The following is a 15,450-nucleotide window of genomic DNA, read 5'->3' on the forward strand; positions in this document are numbered from 1 at the left end:
CTGTAAATCTTCCTTTTGAAATGAAGCAATCAAAAATTCATAAAGAATATAGAGATATAGCCAGGCCTGGAATTTATTTATTATTCAGGAAATTTACTATCAGGAATCAATAGTCAGAAGTAAAGGTTATTTCATAGATATCAGTTTTATTAATCAAATATATTAAATATAATTAAATCAACAATAAAAACATTAAAGTTTTATATTATTATTAACATATTAAATAATTATAATATTTTTTATCAATTAAACATTTAATTAATATTATAAGCTTTTTCCTAATATAATAAAAAGAAAAAAGCTTCACAAAATGTAAAGCTTTCATATCTGTTTTTCAAGATCATTCTATCGATTTTTCCTTCTTTCCAATTCTTTTTTGATAAGGCCTAGTTCCCGCCCTGTCTGTCCTGCAACGGAAGTATTTTCCCGGGCTCTTCTGGTAAGGTATGGCACCACATCCTTCACGGGGCCGTAAGGGAGGTATTTGGCCGCATTATAGCCTTTATCTGACAAATAGAAGGTAATATTATCACTCATCCCATAAAGCTGCCCGAAATGGATGTGAGGATTGTTATTTTCAAGAGATCGGGCCTTCATTTTATCCATTACCAGTTCCGAAGAGATCTCATTATGGGTCCCGAAGAAAGCGGAAACTTTATCCAAATGCTCCATTACGAAATCGATTCCTGCATTATAATTTTTATCGGAAGCTTCTTTGGTAGGCTGGATCGGATCCGGATATCCTTTTTCCTCCGCTCTGGCTCTTTCTTTTTCCATATAGGCGCCCCGAACGATCTTGTAACCGATGAAATAATTCTTTTCCCTGGCTCTCTGCAGATGTTCATTCATATATTCCAGCCTTCCGGTTCTGTACATCTGGATCGTATTCCAAACAATGGGTTTTTCCTGATTGTATTTCTCCATCATCTCTTCACAAAGATGGTCTGCCGCATCCTGCATCCAGGTTTCCTCTGCGTCTACCATCACTTTTTTATCATGCTCATGGCAAAGTTTGCACACCTCATCAAATCTTTTTACCACTCTTATCCATTCTTCCTTCTGGCTTGAGGTAAGCTCCGCATTTTTCCCGACAGCTTCATAGAGATCTATTCTGCCAAAAGCCGTAGGTTTGAAAACAATAAAGGGAATAGCAGGATTTCCCACCGAAAATTTAACAATATCTTTGATCTCATTGCAAACGGCATCGAAGGTTTCTTCATCTTCTTTTCCTTCTATGGAATAATCAAAAATACTTCCCACACCTCTATTGAAAAGCTGCTTCACCACTTTCATGCTTTCTTCGCGGGTCTCACCGCCGCAAAACTGCTCAAATAAGGTATTTTTCACAATCCCGGTAACAAAAGGGAAATTGTTGTGAACCGTAAAATTAAGGACTGAAGTACCAAGGCTGGTAAGCGCAGGCTGTTCGATCATTTTGAACATCCAGTACGCTTTTCTGAGTTGTGCATCAGACTTGTCTGCAAATGCAACTTTAGTATCGTTAAAAATGGGCATTCCTTTTTATTAAATTTAGTTCTGCAAAGGTAATAATAACCGCAGTCTTTTAAAAGAATATTTTCTATATTTTGCTCTCTATCCCGTTCAAAAGCATGGCAATTATTCCTATAAAAACCCATAATCGGAGGATATTAAGAGTCGCAGACTTGCTTCTTCTGGAATAGTCCAAAAACAGGTAAATACAAAGAATGATGATGAATAATCCGCCTGCAAAATAATACCCCATAAACCCTGAAACACCGGTTCTGGCAATGATCTTCATAGAAACAGCCATTGTAATGATCAGGAGGGAGATCATGATTATTTTGGTGATATTGGTCTTAAAGTAATTGGGGATCGTAGTGTACCCGAATGTTTTGTCTACACTCTTTGTAAGGGTGTCCTTGGTGATATCTATGGATAAAAGGATCAGAAAGAGAAATATGGCCATTAAAAAGACCTTCATGGAAAAAGTCTCGTAATATACCATCATTCCAAAAAAAGGATATAAGGTGAGGCTTACAAAGGTGAGGTTATTGATGATTAAAATCCGGCTTAACTTGTGGCTGTAAAACCACATGAAAAACTGGTAAATCACAAAGAAAACAAATACCCTGTGCGAGATCATCCATGCCACTCCCAAAGAAATAATGCTTAATCCCAGATAGGCATACAGGAAATATTTTTGCTGAATAAAGCTCTGGATCCTTGTCCTGAAAGGCTTCATAATATGATCTTTCTCAAAATCATAGAACTGATTGATGATCCCTCCCGCCAGAATACTTAAAACGGTACAGAAAATAATACCGTGTACTTTAAAATCAAAGACAAAGTTCCTTAGGCTTTCTTCCTGATTAAAAAGAAAAAAAGTAGAAACATAGAGGGCAAACGTAAGCAGGGCCGCTACAAAGACCCTGGCTCCCAAAAGAAACCCCACCAATTGTGAGAATCTGTAAAATAAAGATTTAGAAGCCGTATTTTTAGGTTGGAAAGTTTCTTTTTCAGAATTCATTCCCATTTCGTTTAAAATCTGTAGATCACTTCCTTATGGAATCCATCCAGCATTTTTTCGGCTTTCTCATAGTCTTTGGTAAAGCCCAGAATATACCCTCCGCCACCGCTTCCGCAGAGTTTCAGATAGTAAGCATTGGAATCCAGCCCTTTTTTCCAGACATTAAAAATGCTTTCCGGGATCATGGGACGAAAATGTTCATAAGCCCAGTTTGAAAGCTTTTTAAGATTTCTGAAGAACGGATTCATGTCTTTTTTAAGGAAAGCCTCGATACAGGCATTGTTATAACGGATAAACTCTTCCTTAAGTGTTTTACGGAACCCTTCTGTCTTCATTTTTTCAAAGAAGATCTGAACCATAGGCCCTGTTTCACCGGTCATTCCCGAGTCGATAAGGAAAATGGCTCCTTTTCCTTCTTCACTTTCAGGAATGGCTACTTTATCCACACTTTCTTTATTTTCTATAAGAATCGGAAGATTCATATAGCAGATAAGAGGATCAATTCCCGAGCTTCTGCCATGAAAATAGCTTTCCATCAGCCCGAAAACCTTTTTAAGGTTCTTCAGCTGGTCTTTTGAAATATTTTCGGGATTATATTTTGTAATTGAATATCGTTCAAAAATAGCGGCTACCAATGCTCCTGAGCTACCTACGCCATAGCCCTGAGGGATATTGCTGTCAAAGAACAGCCCTTCAGAAATCTCGTACTGAAATTTCTGAACATCCAGCTCAAATCCTTTCGGAAGTTCCAGATCCAGCAGGTAATCTGCATATTTCGTTAAATGGGTATTGGATTTTTTTTCAAATTCCGAATCCAGTGATGAGAATTTGAGGGCACCTTTATAAAAACTGTAAGGTAGTGTCAAACCTTGGGAATCTTCAATGATTCCGTATTCTCCAAATAAAAGAATTTTTGCGTAAAATAAAGGGTTTGTCATCTATATATACAAATCTTTTTGCAAAGTTAAAATTATTTCGCTGAATATAAGCAAATTTTAAGCCGAATTGTCTTATTTGTGCCCAGCTTATTAAATTAAACTTAATCCAAGAAAATACTCCTAAATAAAAAAGCCTGAAATCATCAGGCTTTCTATGTGAATATTATTGCTTAATCAGCTTCTTGTTTACAATTTGCTTTTCTGTCTCCACTGATACTATATAGTTTCCTTTCAGTAGTGAGGAAACATTTACTTCCTGCTTATTTCCTTTCACTGATGATGCTGAAATTACCAGTCGGCCAGATTCATCAAATATTTTATAGGATTTCAGGTTTTCTTTGGAAGATATCACTACCACATTTTTGGCAGGGTTCGGATAGATATTGATTATACTGTTTTTCACATCAACATCATCTACCCCTAAAACAGCACATGAAAAAGTTGCATTCCAACCTGCTGCACTGATGGCCTCATCGGATATAAACCGCACTGTGATGGCTCCTGAAGGATGTGTAGAGGTAAAAGGCCCCGGTACAGTATCCCCTGTTAATCCAATCCCGTTTGCAAACAAAGGCGAAGATGTAGAAGGACCGTCATAAACGAACATATAATCATAATCCAATTCTAAATCAAATTGCGTAAATGTCATGGTAAGGGAACCATTAGCCGGATAGAATGTCTTCACTATCGTCTGGTTATCGGAATAGTTGAATAGGGAACCTCCCGTATCTGTAAACTGCTGCGCTCCGCTACACCATTCTGCATCTGTCAGGAACAGCTGAGTTCTCTGATAAGCCCCTGATCCGGAACAATCTGTTCCTACATGCACTACGTAATACGTCGCTGGTTGAAGGTTAGTAAAATTAAGAGTCTGGCTGTTTGTATTTCCGCTACTTACCGTAGAGCCATCCAGCATTTTGGTAAGCTTATATTTCCAGGATGTGGATGCCGCATCCGTGAAGGCAGCATTGGCGGTACTTTGTGTAATACCACTCACACTTAATCCTGTAACGGTGGTGCCACATGACTCCGTGCAGTTGGTACCAAGACACGGCTTGGATTCTACCGTATTTCTGATCAGGGCAGCCGGCTGAGGGCCGAATCCGTTAGCAAAGCTGATTCCTACTCCGGAAATCAAATGGCAATAACTCATAATGGTTCCTTTTGTAGAAGTAGACGGGATCGGGCCACTACATCCTTCATTAGCGCCTGCCTGTGGGCCGCAACCGTCAATAGCAGTATTATTTCCGTTCCAGGCACATGCATGGGTATGAGGAGATCCTAAACCATGCCCCATTTCATGGGTCATTGCCTGGATAGTCCAGGAATAAACCGGAACATCACTATACGTCTGTGAAATCCCCGAATAGGCATATCTGTTAGCTGTACAAAGTGAATTCAGATAAGCTACACTTGTTGTTGCAGGAGCGTTAACCAAATGCGCCAGATCTCCGTTAAAAGAAGTTCTGTTATTTCTAAAGTTACCTAGGTTAGTACTTGGATTTCCGGTATATGGGTCTACAGTCGTCCAGATATAGATCTCGCTTAATGCCGTTTTAACATTATCATTGTTATACAATGTAGCGATATTATTGTGAACGGCTGTCAGCCAGTTGGCAGTGGTTGTGGTATTTGAACCATTATTCTGATAAGGTTTGAAACAGATCTCATAATATACCCTGACACAGTTTTCCGTTAATGCTTTTTTACTTACAGCCGGGTCAAAAGATATTTTTTGAGACTGGTTTTCTGCCAGCTCGTCTACTTCACAAACAAAAGGATTTAAGCCTGTCAGTTTCGAGTCGGAATAGCTTACAAAATCTTCAGAGTTCTTTACTTTTCCCAAAACTACATTTCCAAGCTCCATTGTAGAAACAACCCCTACCACATCATTATCAAAGAAGCTGAATGCAACAACTGAGCTGTTGTCCCCTTTTACGATACCCTGATAATATACTCCGGGGGTGTATTGTACGATCTCTCCTTTATTGGTTGTTACTTTAAAGTCATTGGTGAAGATCTGATTTTTATATAGCTCAACCGTGATCTGCTTATCTCCCTGAAAAGGAAATGATACTTCAATAAATTCAGGTTTATCTTTGATCAGTCTTTTTAATTCGGCAGACTTTATATTGATCACTGTAATATCCGTGGCTGCCCTTTTATACTCAACAATTTTATCTGAAGCTTTATTGACTTCAAATACATCATATTTCGTGAAGTTTTTATTCTGGTCATGGTACTCAGAAACCTTTTGAGCCACCGGACGCAGTTTCTGCCCAAAGCTAAAAACAAAGCATTGCAAAATGCAAAGGAACAGAATTTTCTTAATCATTTTTCAAATTATTACGATTTGCAAATAAACAAAAAAAATCAAAATCCGGTGACAGGTTTTCACAAACTTCTGCTAAAATTTATTCCAACAGGAATAATAAAGGCTAATTAATTAAACTTCTGATCAGCTTTATCCCTTAAAATATTAAAAATAAAAAAGACGTTAAAAATAACGTCTTCTGTTTTATAAAGTATCTCTATCTTTCAGCATATTGATCTTAACAAACCGAACAAGGATGAGCCCGGCCCCAAAGAACAGCGTCATGGAGAGTGCCGCAATACGCATATTATTAAAATGTTCGATAAGGGTAGCAAAAATGAATGTACCGATAATGATGGCGATTTTTTCCAGTACATCATAAAAACTGAAGAATGTGGTATTTTCCATAGAGTCTTCCGGAAGTAATTTTGAATAAGTAGATCTGGACATTGCCTGAAGGCCTCCCATTACTAATCCTACAACCGCCGCAACGCCATAGAACTGGTATTCTACCGTCGGGTTTTCCTTATTCAGGAAGTAAGCCCAAATACATGCAATGATCCATAAAAACACGGCAATAGAGATCACATTCTTATTCCCTATTTTTTTGGATAGCCTTGAAAATATCACGGCTCCAATGATAGCTTCGATCTGGATGATCAAAAGCGTAGCTATCAGTTTATCCTGAGCCAGGTTGATCTCACTTTTACCAAATAAGGTGGCCATAAGGAAGATCGTCTGCATCCCTACACTGTAGAAGAAAAAGCTTGACAGGAAGAATTTCAGGTTTTTGTCTTTAAACAGCTCATTTCCTACCTTGAAGAGTTCATGGAAGCTTTCTTTGGCAATATCTTTATAGAAGCTTAAATTATCTTTCAGAACTTCAAAGAAACCACCCTGCTCCTCATGTTTTTTAAAGATATTCTTATAGTTGAGCAGTACCAGATCTTTCGGAAGCTTATCCTTAACGTCCCCAAACTGAGGAAGATGCTTGAAGGTATACTGGGAAAAACCAAACCACCATGCTCCTGTAAACAGGAAACTGATCCTTGTAAACAGCAATTGTTGCTCCGGCCCTTTGGCAAAAACCTGAATCAGCAACAAACAGATCACTACCAAAACTACAGAACCGATATACCCATACACATATCCTCTCGCTGAAAGTGCATCCTGCTTATCACGGGTCGCAATATCCGGCAAAAATGAATTGTAGAAAACCAGACTTCCCCAAAAGCCTATACTGGCCGTAATGCTGAAAAGCAGCCCTAAAAACACATTATGCATTCCTGTGAACATTGCCAGCCCCATACATGAGGTAGCTCCCAAATAGCAGAAAAACTGCAGGAAAGATTTTTTATTTCCGATGGTATCCGCCAGGGAAGATAAGAATGGAGAAAGCAATACTACAACAAAGAATGAAATGGTTAAGGAATATCCATATACGGCATCCGGCTGGTACTCTTTTCCGAAGATCTTGATCATGTGCCTTACCGGCACATCGATCCACTGCTTGGTTTCCTCTACATACTCCTTTTTTTCGTACGCTGTGGTAAGTATAGAGTAATAAATCGGGAAAATGGTAGAAGTGATCACCAGAGAGTATACGGAATTTGCCCAGTCATATACAGCCCAGGCCTTCATAATCTTTGGATTATTCTTTATATTTTGAGGCTGTTGATTCTCAATTTCAGACATTTCAAATAAATATTAGTAGCACAAAAATAAAAAAACCATTAAGATAATGCTGAAAAAAACATTAATTCTTAATGGCTTTGATTATTTATCTTTTTAAAAAGCCCTTACTGATTTAAAAATTCTTTAAACTTTGGATTCGTAAGTAGTTTATATCCAAACAATATAGCTCCTATAATTTGAAAGAAGGAACCAATCATAAGAATTAAATTTCCACTAAAAATATGTAAAATTTTAAATAATGCTCCTAAAACACTTAATACAAATCCTAATAAGAAAATCAATAATATATGTTTGACCCTCACGTAAAGCTATTTTATAAGTTTTCGATCACAATTGCAGATGCACCACCGCCGCCATTACAGATAGCTGCAGCACCATATTTTGCATTGTTTTGCTTTAAAACATTGATCAAAGTAACAATAATTCTGGATCCTGAACTTCCAAGCGGATGTCCTAATGCCACGGCACCTCCATTCACATTTACTTTGGAAGCATCTAATCCTAAAATTTTGTTATTGGCCAAACCTACGACAGAGAATGCTTCGTTAAACTCAAAAAAGTCGATATCCGTAAGCGCCAGACCTGCTTTTTTAAGAGCAATAGGTAAAGCTTTTGCCGGTGCTGTCGTGAAGTTTTCAGGTTCCTGAGCGGCGTCAGCATAAGATACGATCCTAGCCAGAGGCTTAAGCCCTAATTCTTCCATTTTTTCCTTTGAAACAAGGATCAGGGCAGAAGCTCCGTCATTTAAAGTAGACGCATTGGCTGCCGTTACTGTTCCTTCTTCTTTTTTGAATACGGTAGGAAGTGTAGCTATTCTGTCGAAATTTACCGCTTTGTATTCTTCATCTTCAGCAAAGATCACCGGATCTCCTTTTCTCTGAGGAATTTCCACAGGCACCACCTCATCTTTGAATTTTCCTTCGCTCCATGCATTGGCTGATCTTTTATATGATTCAACAGCAAAATTATCCTGATCTTCTCTTGAAATGCCGTAATCTGTTGCACATTTTTCTGCACAAACTCCCATATGCACTTTATTGTAAACATCAGTAAGCCCGTCAAGAACCATTCCGTCCTGCATTTTAATGTCACCTAATTTAGTGGCTACTCTTGCATTATAATAATGAGGTACCATCGACATATTTTCCATACCTCCGGCAACAATTACGTCCGCATCTCCTGCTTTGATAGACTGTGCAGCCATCATTACGGCCTTCATTCCCGAAGCACATACCTTATTGATGGTTGTAGAAGGAGTTTCGATAGAAAGTCCTGCTCCAAGTGCCGCCTGTCTGGCAGGTGCCTGTCCTTCTCCCGCCTGCAATACATTTCCCATATAGATCTCCTGAACGTTCTTAGGGTCAAGGCCAATCTTGTCTAATGCTCCTTTTACGGCAACAGATCCTAGCTTTGTTGCAGGAACAGTAGATAAACTTCCCATAAAACTTCCCATTGGGGTTCTTACTGCGGAGACGATGAATACTTCTTTCATGTGTATATATTTAATTTTTTTAGTCATTTAAACCTTGCGGTTTTACTTTTATATTAATTTATTATTTTACTTTAACCAATACCAGTTCAAATTGTTTTTTATCTATTTTAGACTGAATTTTCAGAGCATTTTTTTCTGTTTCTGTAATGGTGTTATTAAAAACATCCCCTATCTGAATAGGAGTAGATTTCACCGTTTTTTCCATTACGATTGCTTTATAGTTGCAGTCATCTACAAACACAAGAGTGGATTTTATAAAGTTTTTACCGCCATTAAAATATTCGGTCTGAACATTATCTTTGACCGTCATATACCATATTTCTTCGGGATAGCCATTACGCAGGAATTTTCCCTCTTTTATATTTTTACATTGAACGGTTTTATCGGGCGATTTGAAAGGAGTACTTTGAGCTTTGGCTTGGGAAATACCCAAAAACAAAAGTACTGCCGGAATTACTTTTAAACAATTCATATCTGTGTTGCTGTTTTATTATTTTTAGTGATAATCATTAAAAAAGCTCCAAAGAACTCTATGACCCAGCCCCATCTGAGCTTTACCACGCCGGCAAAGGCTTCTCTCCAGGATTTGAATGGCAGAAAATTGAAATATTCTAGAGATTGAAATTTAATAGCTATTAAAGTAAAGATGAATAAAAGGATCAAAAGAACCCCAAATGTTCTTACGATCTTCATACTGCCATTTACAATTCCGAACAATGCACAGGCAGAAAGAAACCAGCATGCAATAGCCAGATAGTGGTCTATTTTCCAGTAGTTCCAGTTTCCGATAATCGGAACATGAACCAATGGCAGAAAGCTTCCCACAACTACCAATAGCAATCCTAATAACTGAATATTTTTCATATTTCTAAAGTGCCAAAATACAAAAAAAAACACACTCTGAAAAGTGTGTTCCAAATAAACATATTTATCTGTTAATCAAAATGTTAAATTAAAAAGCTCTACTCCTATCTGTAAACCGTTTTTGTTATTCATTATGGCATCATCATTAAAAATTGGAGTCAGGTCTTTTTTTACAAACAGGCTGATCCCGCCATAGCCTATACTGAATTTAGTTCCGAACAGAAACGGATTCATTCCGTTTTCTACCTTCTGCTTAAAAATATTATTATTCGTTACTTCGTCCGAATACCTGTATTTTATCCTGCCTCCAATTCTTACTCCTCCATATACTCCGATCCCAACCCTAAGCTGTGTTTTGGTATCATCTATAAATTTCTCCCCGTCATAGTCTACGTATTTAGGATTAAGCACCCACTGCAAATCCAATGGAATCTCAATATATTCTGCTTTTAGCTGTGAATATTTAAGGCTGTTAGGAGTAAATGGCACCTGAAACAGCTTTCCGTTTCCCTGAGCGAAAACAGCTGATTTTTTTACATCATATCCGTCTGCCCTCAGCCCTAGTCCGTAGTTTAAAAACACAGGGCTGGAATAGTTTCCGACCTGCATTTCAAACCTGAACTGATAGGAAATAGACCCTGACTGCCCGAAACGCATTTCTTCAGGCTTATTGAAGAAGTCAAACGGTGCTGAATTGTTTGTAAGATTCAGAAAACCAATACTGATGAGGAATCCGGAGTTGTTCAAAAGCCTTTTCATATCGCTTTTTTTCTCTTCAGCACTTTTTCCCAGAACAGATTTTTTTACTCTTTCACGGGTTATTTCTTCAAAGCTTTCTTTTTCAGCATCTACTTTTTCATTAATGAGTCCTTCATACCTTGACGCGATCTGGCTGCTAAGGTTCAGTTTTTCCGTTCCGGAGATCTTCCCGTCCTTAAAGCTTTTATCAATGCTGTCCAGCTCAGCGTTCATTTTTGTTTTTTCAGAAGATACAATGCTGTCTATTTTTGTTGCATAGTTATTGATCTTAACCTTCAGGGTCTCACCAGCACGGTTATCGTTTTCCTTCTGTGAAAAGGCCATTACTGAAAAAGTCAGCATAATGGCAGAGAATAGGGTTTTATTTTTCATTTTTTATTATTTTTTAATTATTATCCTGGCTGTTCAACTGATTTTCAGTTGAATAATTATGATTGATTCTTAGTGAATTTTTATTTATTGATCGTTGTTAGAGTGCACAGTGATCCCTAAAGTCACCACTTGTGAGAAATGAGGTTTTAATTTATTTAAATCTATTCTTACATAAGATCCTTTTTTCCGGCTCTCGGGGCTTTTTTCATATTCTCTTCCGGCAAGCAGATCGGATGCTTTTATATATTTTGCCGGTTTCTTTTCAGGAATGTTTGGAGAAACGGCCAGTTTATCGTTATCCTCAATGATCTTTTCTTCCTGTTTTACCATATCCGGGGTTTTTACCTGATCGTCAGAGGCAATCTGAATAATATTATCAGTTTTATGATTTCTTTGTGTTTCCGTTTTATGATGACTTCGTTCATACTGATCATTATAGACCTGTATACGACTTTCTTTTTTATTGTTTATATGGCTGCTTCTTGTTTCCGTATGTACTGCCAGATCAGAAGTAGTACCCGTATTTTCATTAGTTTTCTTTTGAGGAAGAATATCCGGGTCCTTTTCTGTTTTTTCCGGTTTCTGAGGAAGTCCGGTTTTGGTTATTGTCTTTTCAACATTGTCTGTATTGAATGTAAAATAAAGGATAGCACTTGTTGAAACCAATAGCAATAGTACCGCAGCATATTTCCACCATTGAAAAGATGTTTTAGGGCTTATATCCGGCATTTCTCCGGCTTCCTGCTCTATCCTGTCCCAAAGATCGGCAGAAGGCTTTATTTCATGCCTTTCATACTCAGACTTTAATTGTTTCAATATTTCTTTTTTCATTTTTTTTTTCTTTTAAAAAATCTGCAAGCCATTTTTTAGCTTTGCTTAGCTGGCTTTTGCTGGTTCCTTCTGAAATATTTAATATTTCGGCAATCTCCTGATGCTTCTTTTCTTCAAAAACATACAGGTTGAAGATCAGTCTGTATCCTACCGGCATCTGAGAAAATATCTCTTCCAGATTAATCTCTTTCAAAGGTTCTTCAAAATCTTCGTCAGAATAATCATCTGCAATTTCTATGTCAACATAGAGAAGGTTTTTACTCTTCCGTATACAATTGATGGAGTCATTGACTACAATCTTCCTCAGCCAAAACGGAAAGCTCTTCCAGTCCCTGCATTCTTCAATCTTCGTAAAGCATTTCATAAATGCTCCCAGCAGCACATCTTCAGCATCATGAAGGTTATTCGTATAAGAATTCGCAATGGCGAGCATCTTGCCCGAAAACATTTCGTAGAGAGCCTTTTGAGCTCTACGGTCCTGCTTTTTAGCCAGTATAAAATTCTTTTCTAAATTCTCCATGTATCAGTTTCTATCTATAAGACAGCGAAATTTTGAAATAGTTGCCTGTAGAATAAAAAAAATTGCACTTTTTTTTAAAATGCAATTTAATATTTTAATAATCAATAAGATAAAATTAATGTTTTACCTCCGCTATCTCCTTAGGATCATGTTTGTGCCTAAAGAATAGACCGAACAATATGGCAATGATTAAAGCGTAAGCAGCAAAATACAGCCAGATCTCATGCCACATCTTATCTCCGTTAGGTAAGGTAAAATAATTCTGAATTACCCATCCACTTACAAGGCTTCCCATCATGGCTCCAAAACCGTTCGTCATCATCATGAATAATCCCTGTGCGGAAGAACGTATCTTAAAATCGGTATTGGTCTCTACAAACAGAGAACCTGAGATATTAAAGAAGTCAAATGCCATTCCGTACACTATACAGGAAAGGATGATGAGAACAAGGCCAAAACCTTCCGGAACCCCATAGGCAAAGAATCCGAATCTTAGAACCCAGGCAAACATAGAGATCAGCATCACTTTTTTAATCCCGAATTTTCTCAGGAAGAAAGGAATTGCCAGTATGAATAAAGTTTCGGAGACCTGGGAGATAGACATGATCAATGTGGATCGTTTCACGACCAGGCTGTCCGCATATTCAGGCATTTTACCAAAATCTGAAAGGAAGGCATCCCCGTACATATTGGTCAATTGTAAAGCGGCTCCCAAAAACATGGAAAACACGAAGAACATCGCCATTTTTCCGTTCCCGAAAAGGGATAATGAATTCAATCCTAATTTTTCCAATGTGGTGGCATTTTTAGGAATGGCATTCTGTGGCGGGCATTTTGGCAGCGTAAAGGCATAGATCCCTAAAAGAATAGCGAAAAGCGCTGCAATATAAAACTGGTTGGCGGAATCTTTATTATCCGTAAGATTGGTGATCCACATGGCCACAATAAACCCTATGGTCCCCCAAACCCTGATCGGCGGGAAAACCTTTACCACATCATAATTGTTATTTTTAAGAACGTAATAAGCAATTGAATTGGACAAGGAAATGGTAGGCATATAAAAGAACATCGCAATAAGCATCACCCAGAAAAACTGATCGGGATCAGATACCTGAGGAAGAAAAAACAATGTTATACCATATAAAATGTGAAGGATACCGTATAATCTTTCGGCATTCATCCAACGATCGGCAATGATTCCCGTGAGTGCGGGCATAATAATGGATGAAATACCTAATGTAGAAAATACAGCCCCGAATTCTGCACCACCCCATTGTTTAGTACCAAACCAATACACTCCAATGGTGATCAGCCATGCTCCCCAGACAAAGAACTGAAGAAAGCTGAGGATGGTAAGTCGTAATTTTAAATTCATAATTTGTTATAAATAATATCTTCTTAATCGATTTTCTTTTTTCGCCTTTTGATCTCTTCCTGAATTTCCAGAGCCGTATCATAATCTTCTTCTTTTACGGCTTCTTCCAGTAATTTTTGAAGCTCTTCCATAGATAGCGACCTCAGGCTGTCCTCTGTATGTACCGTTTCTGAAAATGCCTGCTCTTCTTTGGATACATCTTCGAGTTCCAGAAGGATTCCTGCCTCATTCAGTACCTGCTGCGTCGTGAAAATAGGTGCATCAAATCTTACTGCCATTGCTACGGCATCGGAAGTCCTGGCATCCAGAATGAGTTCTTCATCATTAGCTTTATTCTTGAAATTGATATTGGAAAAGAAAACTCCGTCTACAATCTGATAGATGATCACCGAAACCAGTTCGTAATGGGCAGAAACTATAAATTTTGTGAATAAATCATGAGTAAGAGGGCGGGGCGGGTGAATATCTTTCTCCAAGCCAAGAGAAATGGATTGTGCTTCAAAATTTCCTATAACAACAGGTAATTTTATATGTGATTCTTCATGTTCCAATAATAGTGCGTATGCCCCAGATTGGGTCTGGCTGTATGATATTCCGCGAATAACTAACTGTTTATAATCCATAACTACAAATATAAATTAATTTTTTATTGTAGGTTTTACTTTTTGCACAAAAATAAAAGCCCGGAAAGGGCTTTTATATATGAATTGTGAATTAATTGCATTGTCAATTTTGCTTCGCAAGTGAATTTTAAAATTGACAAGCAAAACGAATTGACTCCTGCCAATTCACTTTTATCCTTTTATTGCTTTGATCTTTTCAGTTAATGCAGGAATAATCTGGAATGCATCTCCTACTACTCCGTAATCCGCTGATTTGAAGAATGGTGCTTCCGCATCATTGTTGATCACTACAATCGTTTTAGAAGAGTTAACTCCGGCAAGGTGCTGAATAGCTCCTGAAATCCCTACAGCAACGTAAAGATTCGGGGAAATTGCTTTTCCTGTCTGCCCTACGTGCTCTGTATGAGGCCTCCATCCGATATCTGAAACAGGCTTGGAACAAGCAGTAGCTGCTCCGAGAACATTAGCCAGCTCTTCGATCATTCCCCAGTTCTCAGGGCCTTTCATCCCTCTTCCTGCAGATACTACCACTTCAGCTTCCTTAAGGTCCAGTTTTCCGGAACTCTGCTCGTGAGAGATCACTTTTGTATCTTCATTGGCTACGGAAAGATTTTTCACTTCTTCTGAACCTGCTACTGCATTTTCTTTCACACCGAATGCGTTCTGGGATACGGTAACGATCACCCCGCTGCCTTCTGCTTTTGCATGCATGAAACCTTTTCCTGAGAAAGCTTTTCTTTTCACCTGGAAGGGTGAAAGGCTTTCAGGAGCAGCCAAAGCATTGGTGATTAAAGAATAGTTCTTCATTACTGCCAGCATGGGAGCAATTGAAGAAGCATCAGTAGTATGCGGGAAAACGATAATATTTCCGCCTGCAACTTCACTTACAGCCTGGGCAAATGCTTTTGCCGAGAAATTTTTAAGACCTTCGTCTTTGATATTGATTACATTGGATGCTCCATATTTGTATAATACATCTGAAGAATCCGTAGGGTTTACAGAGATTGCTGTCACTGTATCTCCAGCCTGGTCTGCAACAGCTTTAGCATAGGAAACTGCTTCAAAAGCCGCTTTTTTGTAAACTCCGTTTATATTTTCTGCGTATACGAATACTGCCATTTTAAAATTAATTTAAAGATTAAAAAATTTAATGATTAA

The 15,450-nt window shown here is 38.1% G+C and carries 14 protein-coding genes; all 14 read right to left on the reverse strand.

The genetic code is table 11. The annotated features are described in order from the left end of the window. Positions 1 to 345 precede the first annotated feature (345 nt). On the reverse strand, positions 346 to 1,515 hold the full coding sequence (locus HNP38_RS04310) for a proline dehydrogenase family protein (RefSeq protein WP_184184971.1): 1,170 nt from the start codon (positions 1,513 to 1,515) through the stop codon (positions 346 to 348). Positions 1,516 to 1,579: 64 nt separating this feature from the next. Then, the gene (locus tag HNP38_RS04315) at positions 1,580 to 2,509 is read right to left on the reverse strand and encodes a UbiA family prenyltransferase (RefSeq protein ID WP_184184974.1); all 930 of its coding nucleotides are present in this window, start codon (positions 2,507 to 2,509) and stop codon (positions 1,580 to 1,582) included. 11 nt (positions 2,510 to 2,520) lie between these two features. Next, complete coding sequence (locus HNP38_RS04320) at positions 2,521 to 3,447, reverse strand: mevalonate kinase (protein ID WP_184184977.1); 927 nt, start codon at positions 3,445 to 3,447, stop codon at positions 2,521 to 2,523. A gap of 163 nt (positions 3,448 to 3,610) precedes the next feature. Beyond that, the gene (locus HNP38_RS04325) at positions 3,611 to 5,782 is read right to left on the reverse strand and encodes a T9SS type A sorting domain-containing protein (protein ID WP_184185010.1); all 2,172 of its coding nucleotides are present in this window, start codon (positions 5,780 to 5,782) and stop codon (positions 3,611 to 3,613) included. A gap of 183 nt (positions 5,783 to 5,965) precedes the next feature. Then, complete coding sequence (locus HNP38_RS04330) at positions 5,966 to 7,456, reverse strand: MFS transporter (RefSeq protein ID WP_184185014.1); 1,491 nt, start codon at positions 7,454 to 7,456, stop codon at positions 5,966 to 5,968. Between the two features lie 313 nt (positions 7,457 to 7,769). Continuing rightward, positions 7,770 to 8,948, reverse strand: a complete 1,179-nt coding sequence (locus tag HNP38_RS04335) for an acetyl-CoA C-acyltransferase (RefSeq protein WP_184185017.1) — start codon at positions 8,946 to 8,948, stop codon at positions 7,770 to 7,772. A 61-nt stretch (positions 8,949 to 9,009) separates the two neighbouring features. Next, positions 9,010 to 9,420, reverse strand: a complete 411-nt coding sequence (locus HNP38_RS04340; RefSeq protein ID WP_184185020.1) for a hypothetical protein — start codon at positions 9,418 to 9,420, stop codon at positions 9,010 to 9,012. Beyond that, positions 9,417 to 9,812 (reverse strand): hypothetical protein, encoded by a 396-nt coding sequence (locus tag HNP38_RS04345; RefSeq protein WP_184185023.1) that lies wholly within the window; start codon positions 9,810 to 9,812, stop codon positions 9,417 to 9,419. Before HNP38_RS04345 ends, HNP38_RS04340 begins: the two co-directional genes overlap by 4 nt. Positions 9,813 to 9,887: 75 nt before the next feature. Continuing rightward, positions 9,888 to 10,943 carry a hypothetical protein gene (locus HNP38_RS04350; RefSeq protein ID WP_184185026.1) on the reverse strand — a complete coding sequence of 352 codons (1,056 nt, stop codon included), beginning with the start codon at positions 10,941 to 10,943 and terminating at the stop codon, positions 9,888 to 9,890. 84 nt (positions 10,944 to 11,027) lie between these two features. Next, entirely contained in the window at positions 11,028 to 11,774 is a 747-nt protein-coding gene (locus tag HNP38_RS04355; RefSeq protein ID WP_184185029.1) for a hypothetical protein, read from the reverse strand. Further along, positions 11,740 to 12,294 (reverse strand): RNA polymerase sigma factor, encoded by a 555-nt coding sequence (locus tag HNP38_RS04360; protein WP_184185032.1) that lies wholly within the window; start codon positions 12,292 to 12,294, stop codon positions 11,740 to 11,742. The genes HNP38_RS04355 and HNP38_RS04360 overlap by 35 nt, the downstream gene beginning before the upstream one ends. A 115-nt stretch (positions 12,295 to 12,409) precedes the next feature. Continuing rightward, complete coding sequence (locus tag HNP38_RS04365) at positions 12,410 to 13,669, reverse strand: nucleoside permease (RefSeq protein WP_184185035.1); 1,260 nt, start codon at positions 13,667 to 13,669, stop codon at positions 12,410 to 12,412. 23 nt (positions 13,670 to 13,692) lie between these two features. After that, complete coding sequence (locus HNP38_RS04370; RefSeq protein WP_184185038.1) at positions 13,693 to 14,292, reverse strand: bifunctional nuclease family protein; 600 nt, start codon at positions 14,290 to 14,292, stop codon at positions 13,693 to 13,695. A gap of 171 nt (positions 14,293 to 14,463) precedes the next feature. Next, a complete protein-coding gene (locus tag HNP38_RS04375; RefSeq protein WP_184185041.1) occupies positions 14,464 to 15,411 on the reverse strand; it encodes an electron transfer flavoprotein subunit alpha/FixB family protein in 948 nt (315 codons plus the stop codon). Between the last annotated feature and the right edge of the window lie 39 nt (positions 15,412 to 15,450).

The organism is Chryseobacterium defluvii, assembly GCF_014204415.1.
Lineage (GTDB): Bacteria > Bacteroidota > Bacteroidia > Flavobacteriales > Weeksellaceae > Chryseobacterium > Chryseobacterium defluvii_A.

What these genes read in the sequence shown, in the direction of transcription:
- HNP38_RS04310 (WP_184184971.1), bottom strand. Translation starts at nt 1,515, where the DNA reads ATGCCCATTTTTAACGATACTAAAGTTGCATTTGCAGACAAGTCTGAT.
- HNP38_RS04315 (WP_184184974.1), bottom strand. Translation starts at nt 2,509, where the DNA reads ATGAATTCTGAAAAAGAAACTTTCCAACCTAAAAATACGGCTTCTAAA.
- HNP38_RS04320 (WP_184184977.1), bottom strand. Translation starts at nt 3,447, where the DNA reads ATGACAAACCCTTTATTTTACGCAAAAATTCTTTTATTTGGAGAATAC.
- HNP38_RS04325 (WP_184185010.1), bottom strand. Translation starts at nt 5,782, where the DNA reads ATGATTAAGAAAATTCTGTTCCTTTGCATTTTGCAATGCTTTGTTTTT.
- HNP38_RS04330 (WP_184185014.1), bottom strand. Translation starts at nt 7,456, where the DNA reads ATGTCTGAAATTGAGAATCAACAGCCTCAAAATATAAAGAATAATCCA.
- HNP38_RS04335 (WP_184185017.1), bottom strand. Translation starts at nt 8,948, where the DNA reads ATGAAAGAAGTATTCATCGTCTCCGCAGTAAGAACCCCAATGGGAAGT.
- HNP38_RS04340 (WP_184185020.1), bottom strand. Translation starts at nt 9,420, where the DNA reads ATGAATTGTTTAAAAGTAATTCCGGCAGTACTTTTGTTTTTGGGTATT.
- HNP38_RS04345 (WP_184185023.1), bottom strand. Translation starts at nt 9,812, where the DNA reads ATGAAAAATATTCAGTTATTAGGATTGCTATTGGTAGTTGTGGGAAGC.
- HNP38_RS04350 (WP_184185026.1), bottom strand. Translation starts at nt 10,943, where the DNA reads ATGAAAAATAAAACCCTATTCTCTGCCATTATGCTGACTTTTTCAGTA.
- HNP38_RS04355 (WP_184185029.1), bottom strand. Translation starts at nt 11,774, where the DNA reads ATGAAAAAAGAAATATTGAAACAATTAAAGTCTGAGTATGAAAGGCAT.
- HNP38_RS04360 (WP_184185032.1), bottom strand. Translation starts at nt 12,294, where the DNA reads ATGGAGAATTTAGAAAAGAATTTTATACTGGCTAAAAAGCAGGACCGT.
- HNP38_RS04365 (WP_184185035.1), bottom strand. Translation starts at nt 13,669, where the DNA reads ATGAATTTAAAATTACGACTTACCATCCTCAGCTTTCTTCAGTTCTTT.
- HNP38_RS04370 (WP_184185038.1), bottom strand. Translation starts at nt 14,292, where the DNA reads ATGGATTATAAACAGTTAGTTATTCGCGGAATATCATACAGCCAGACC.
- HNP38_RS04375 (WP_184185041.1), bottom strand. Translation starts at nt 15,411, where the DNA reads ATGGCAGTATTCGTATACGCAGAAAATATAAACGGAGTTTACAAAAAA.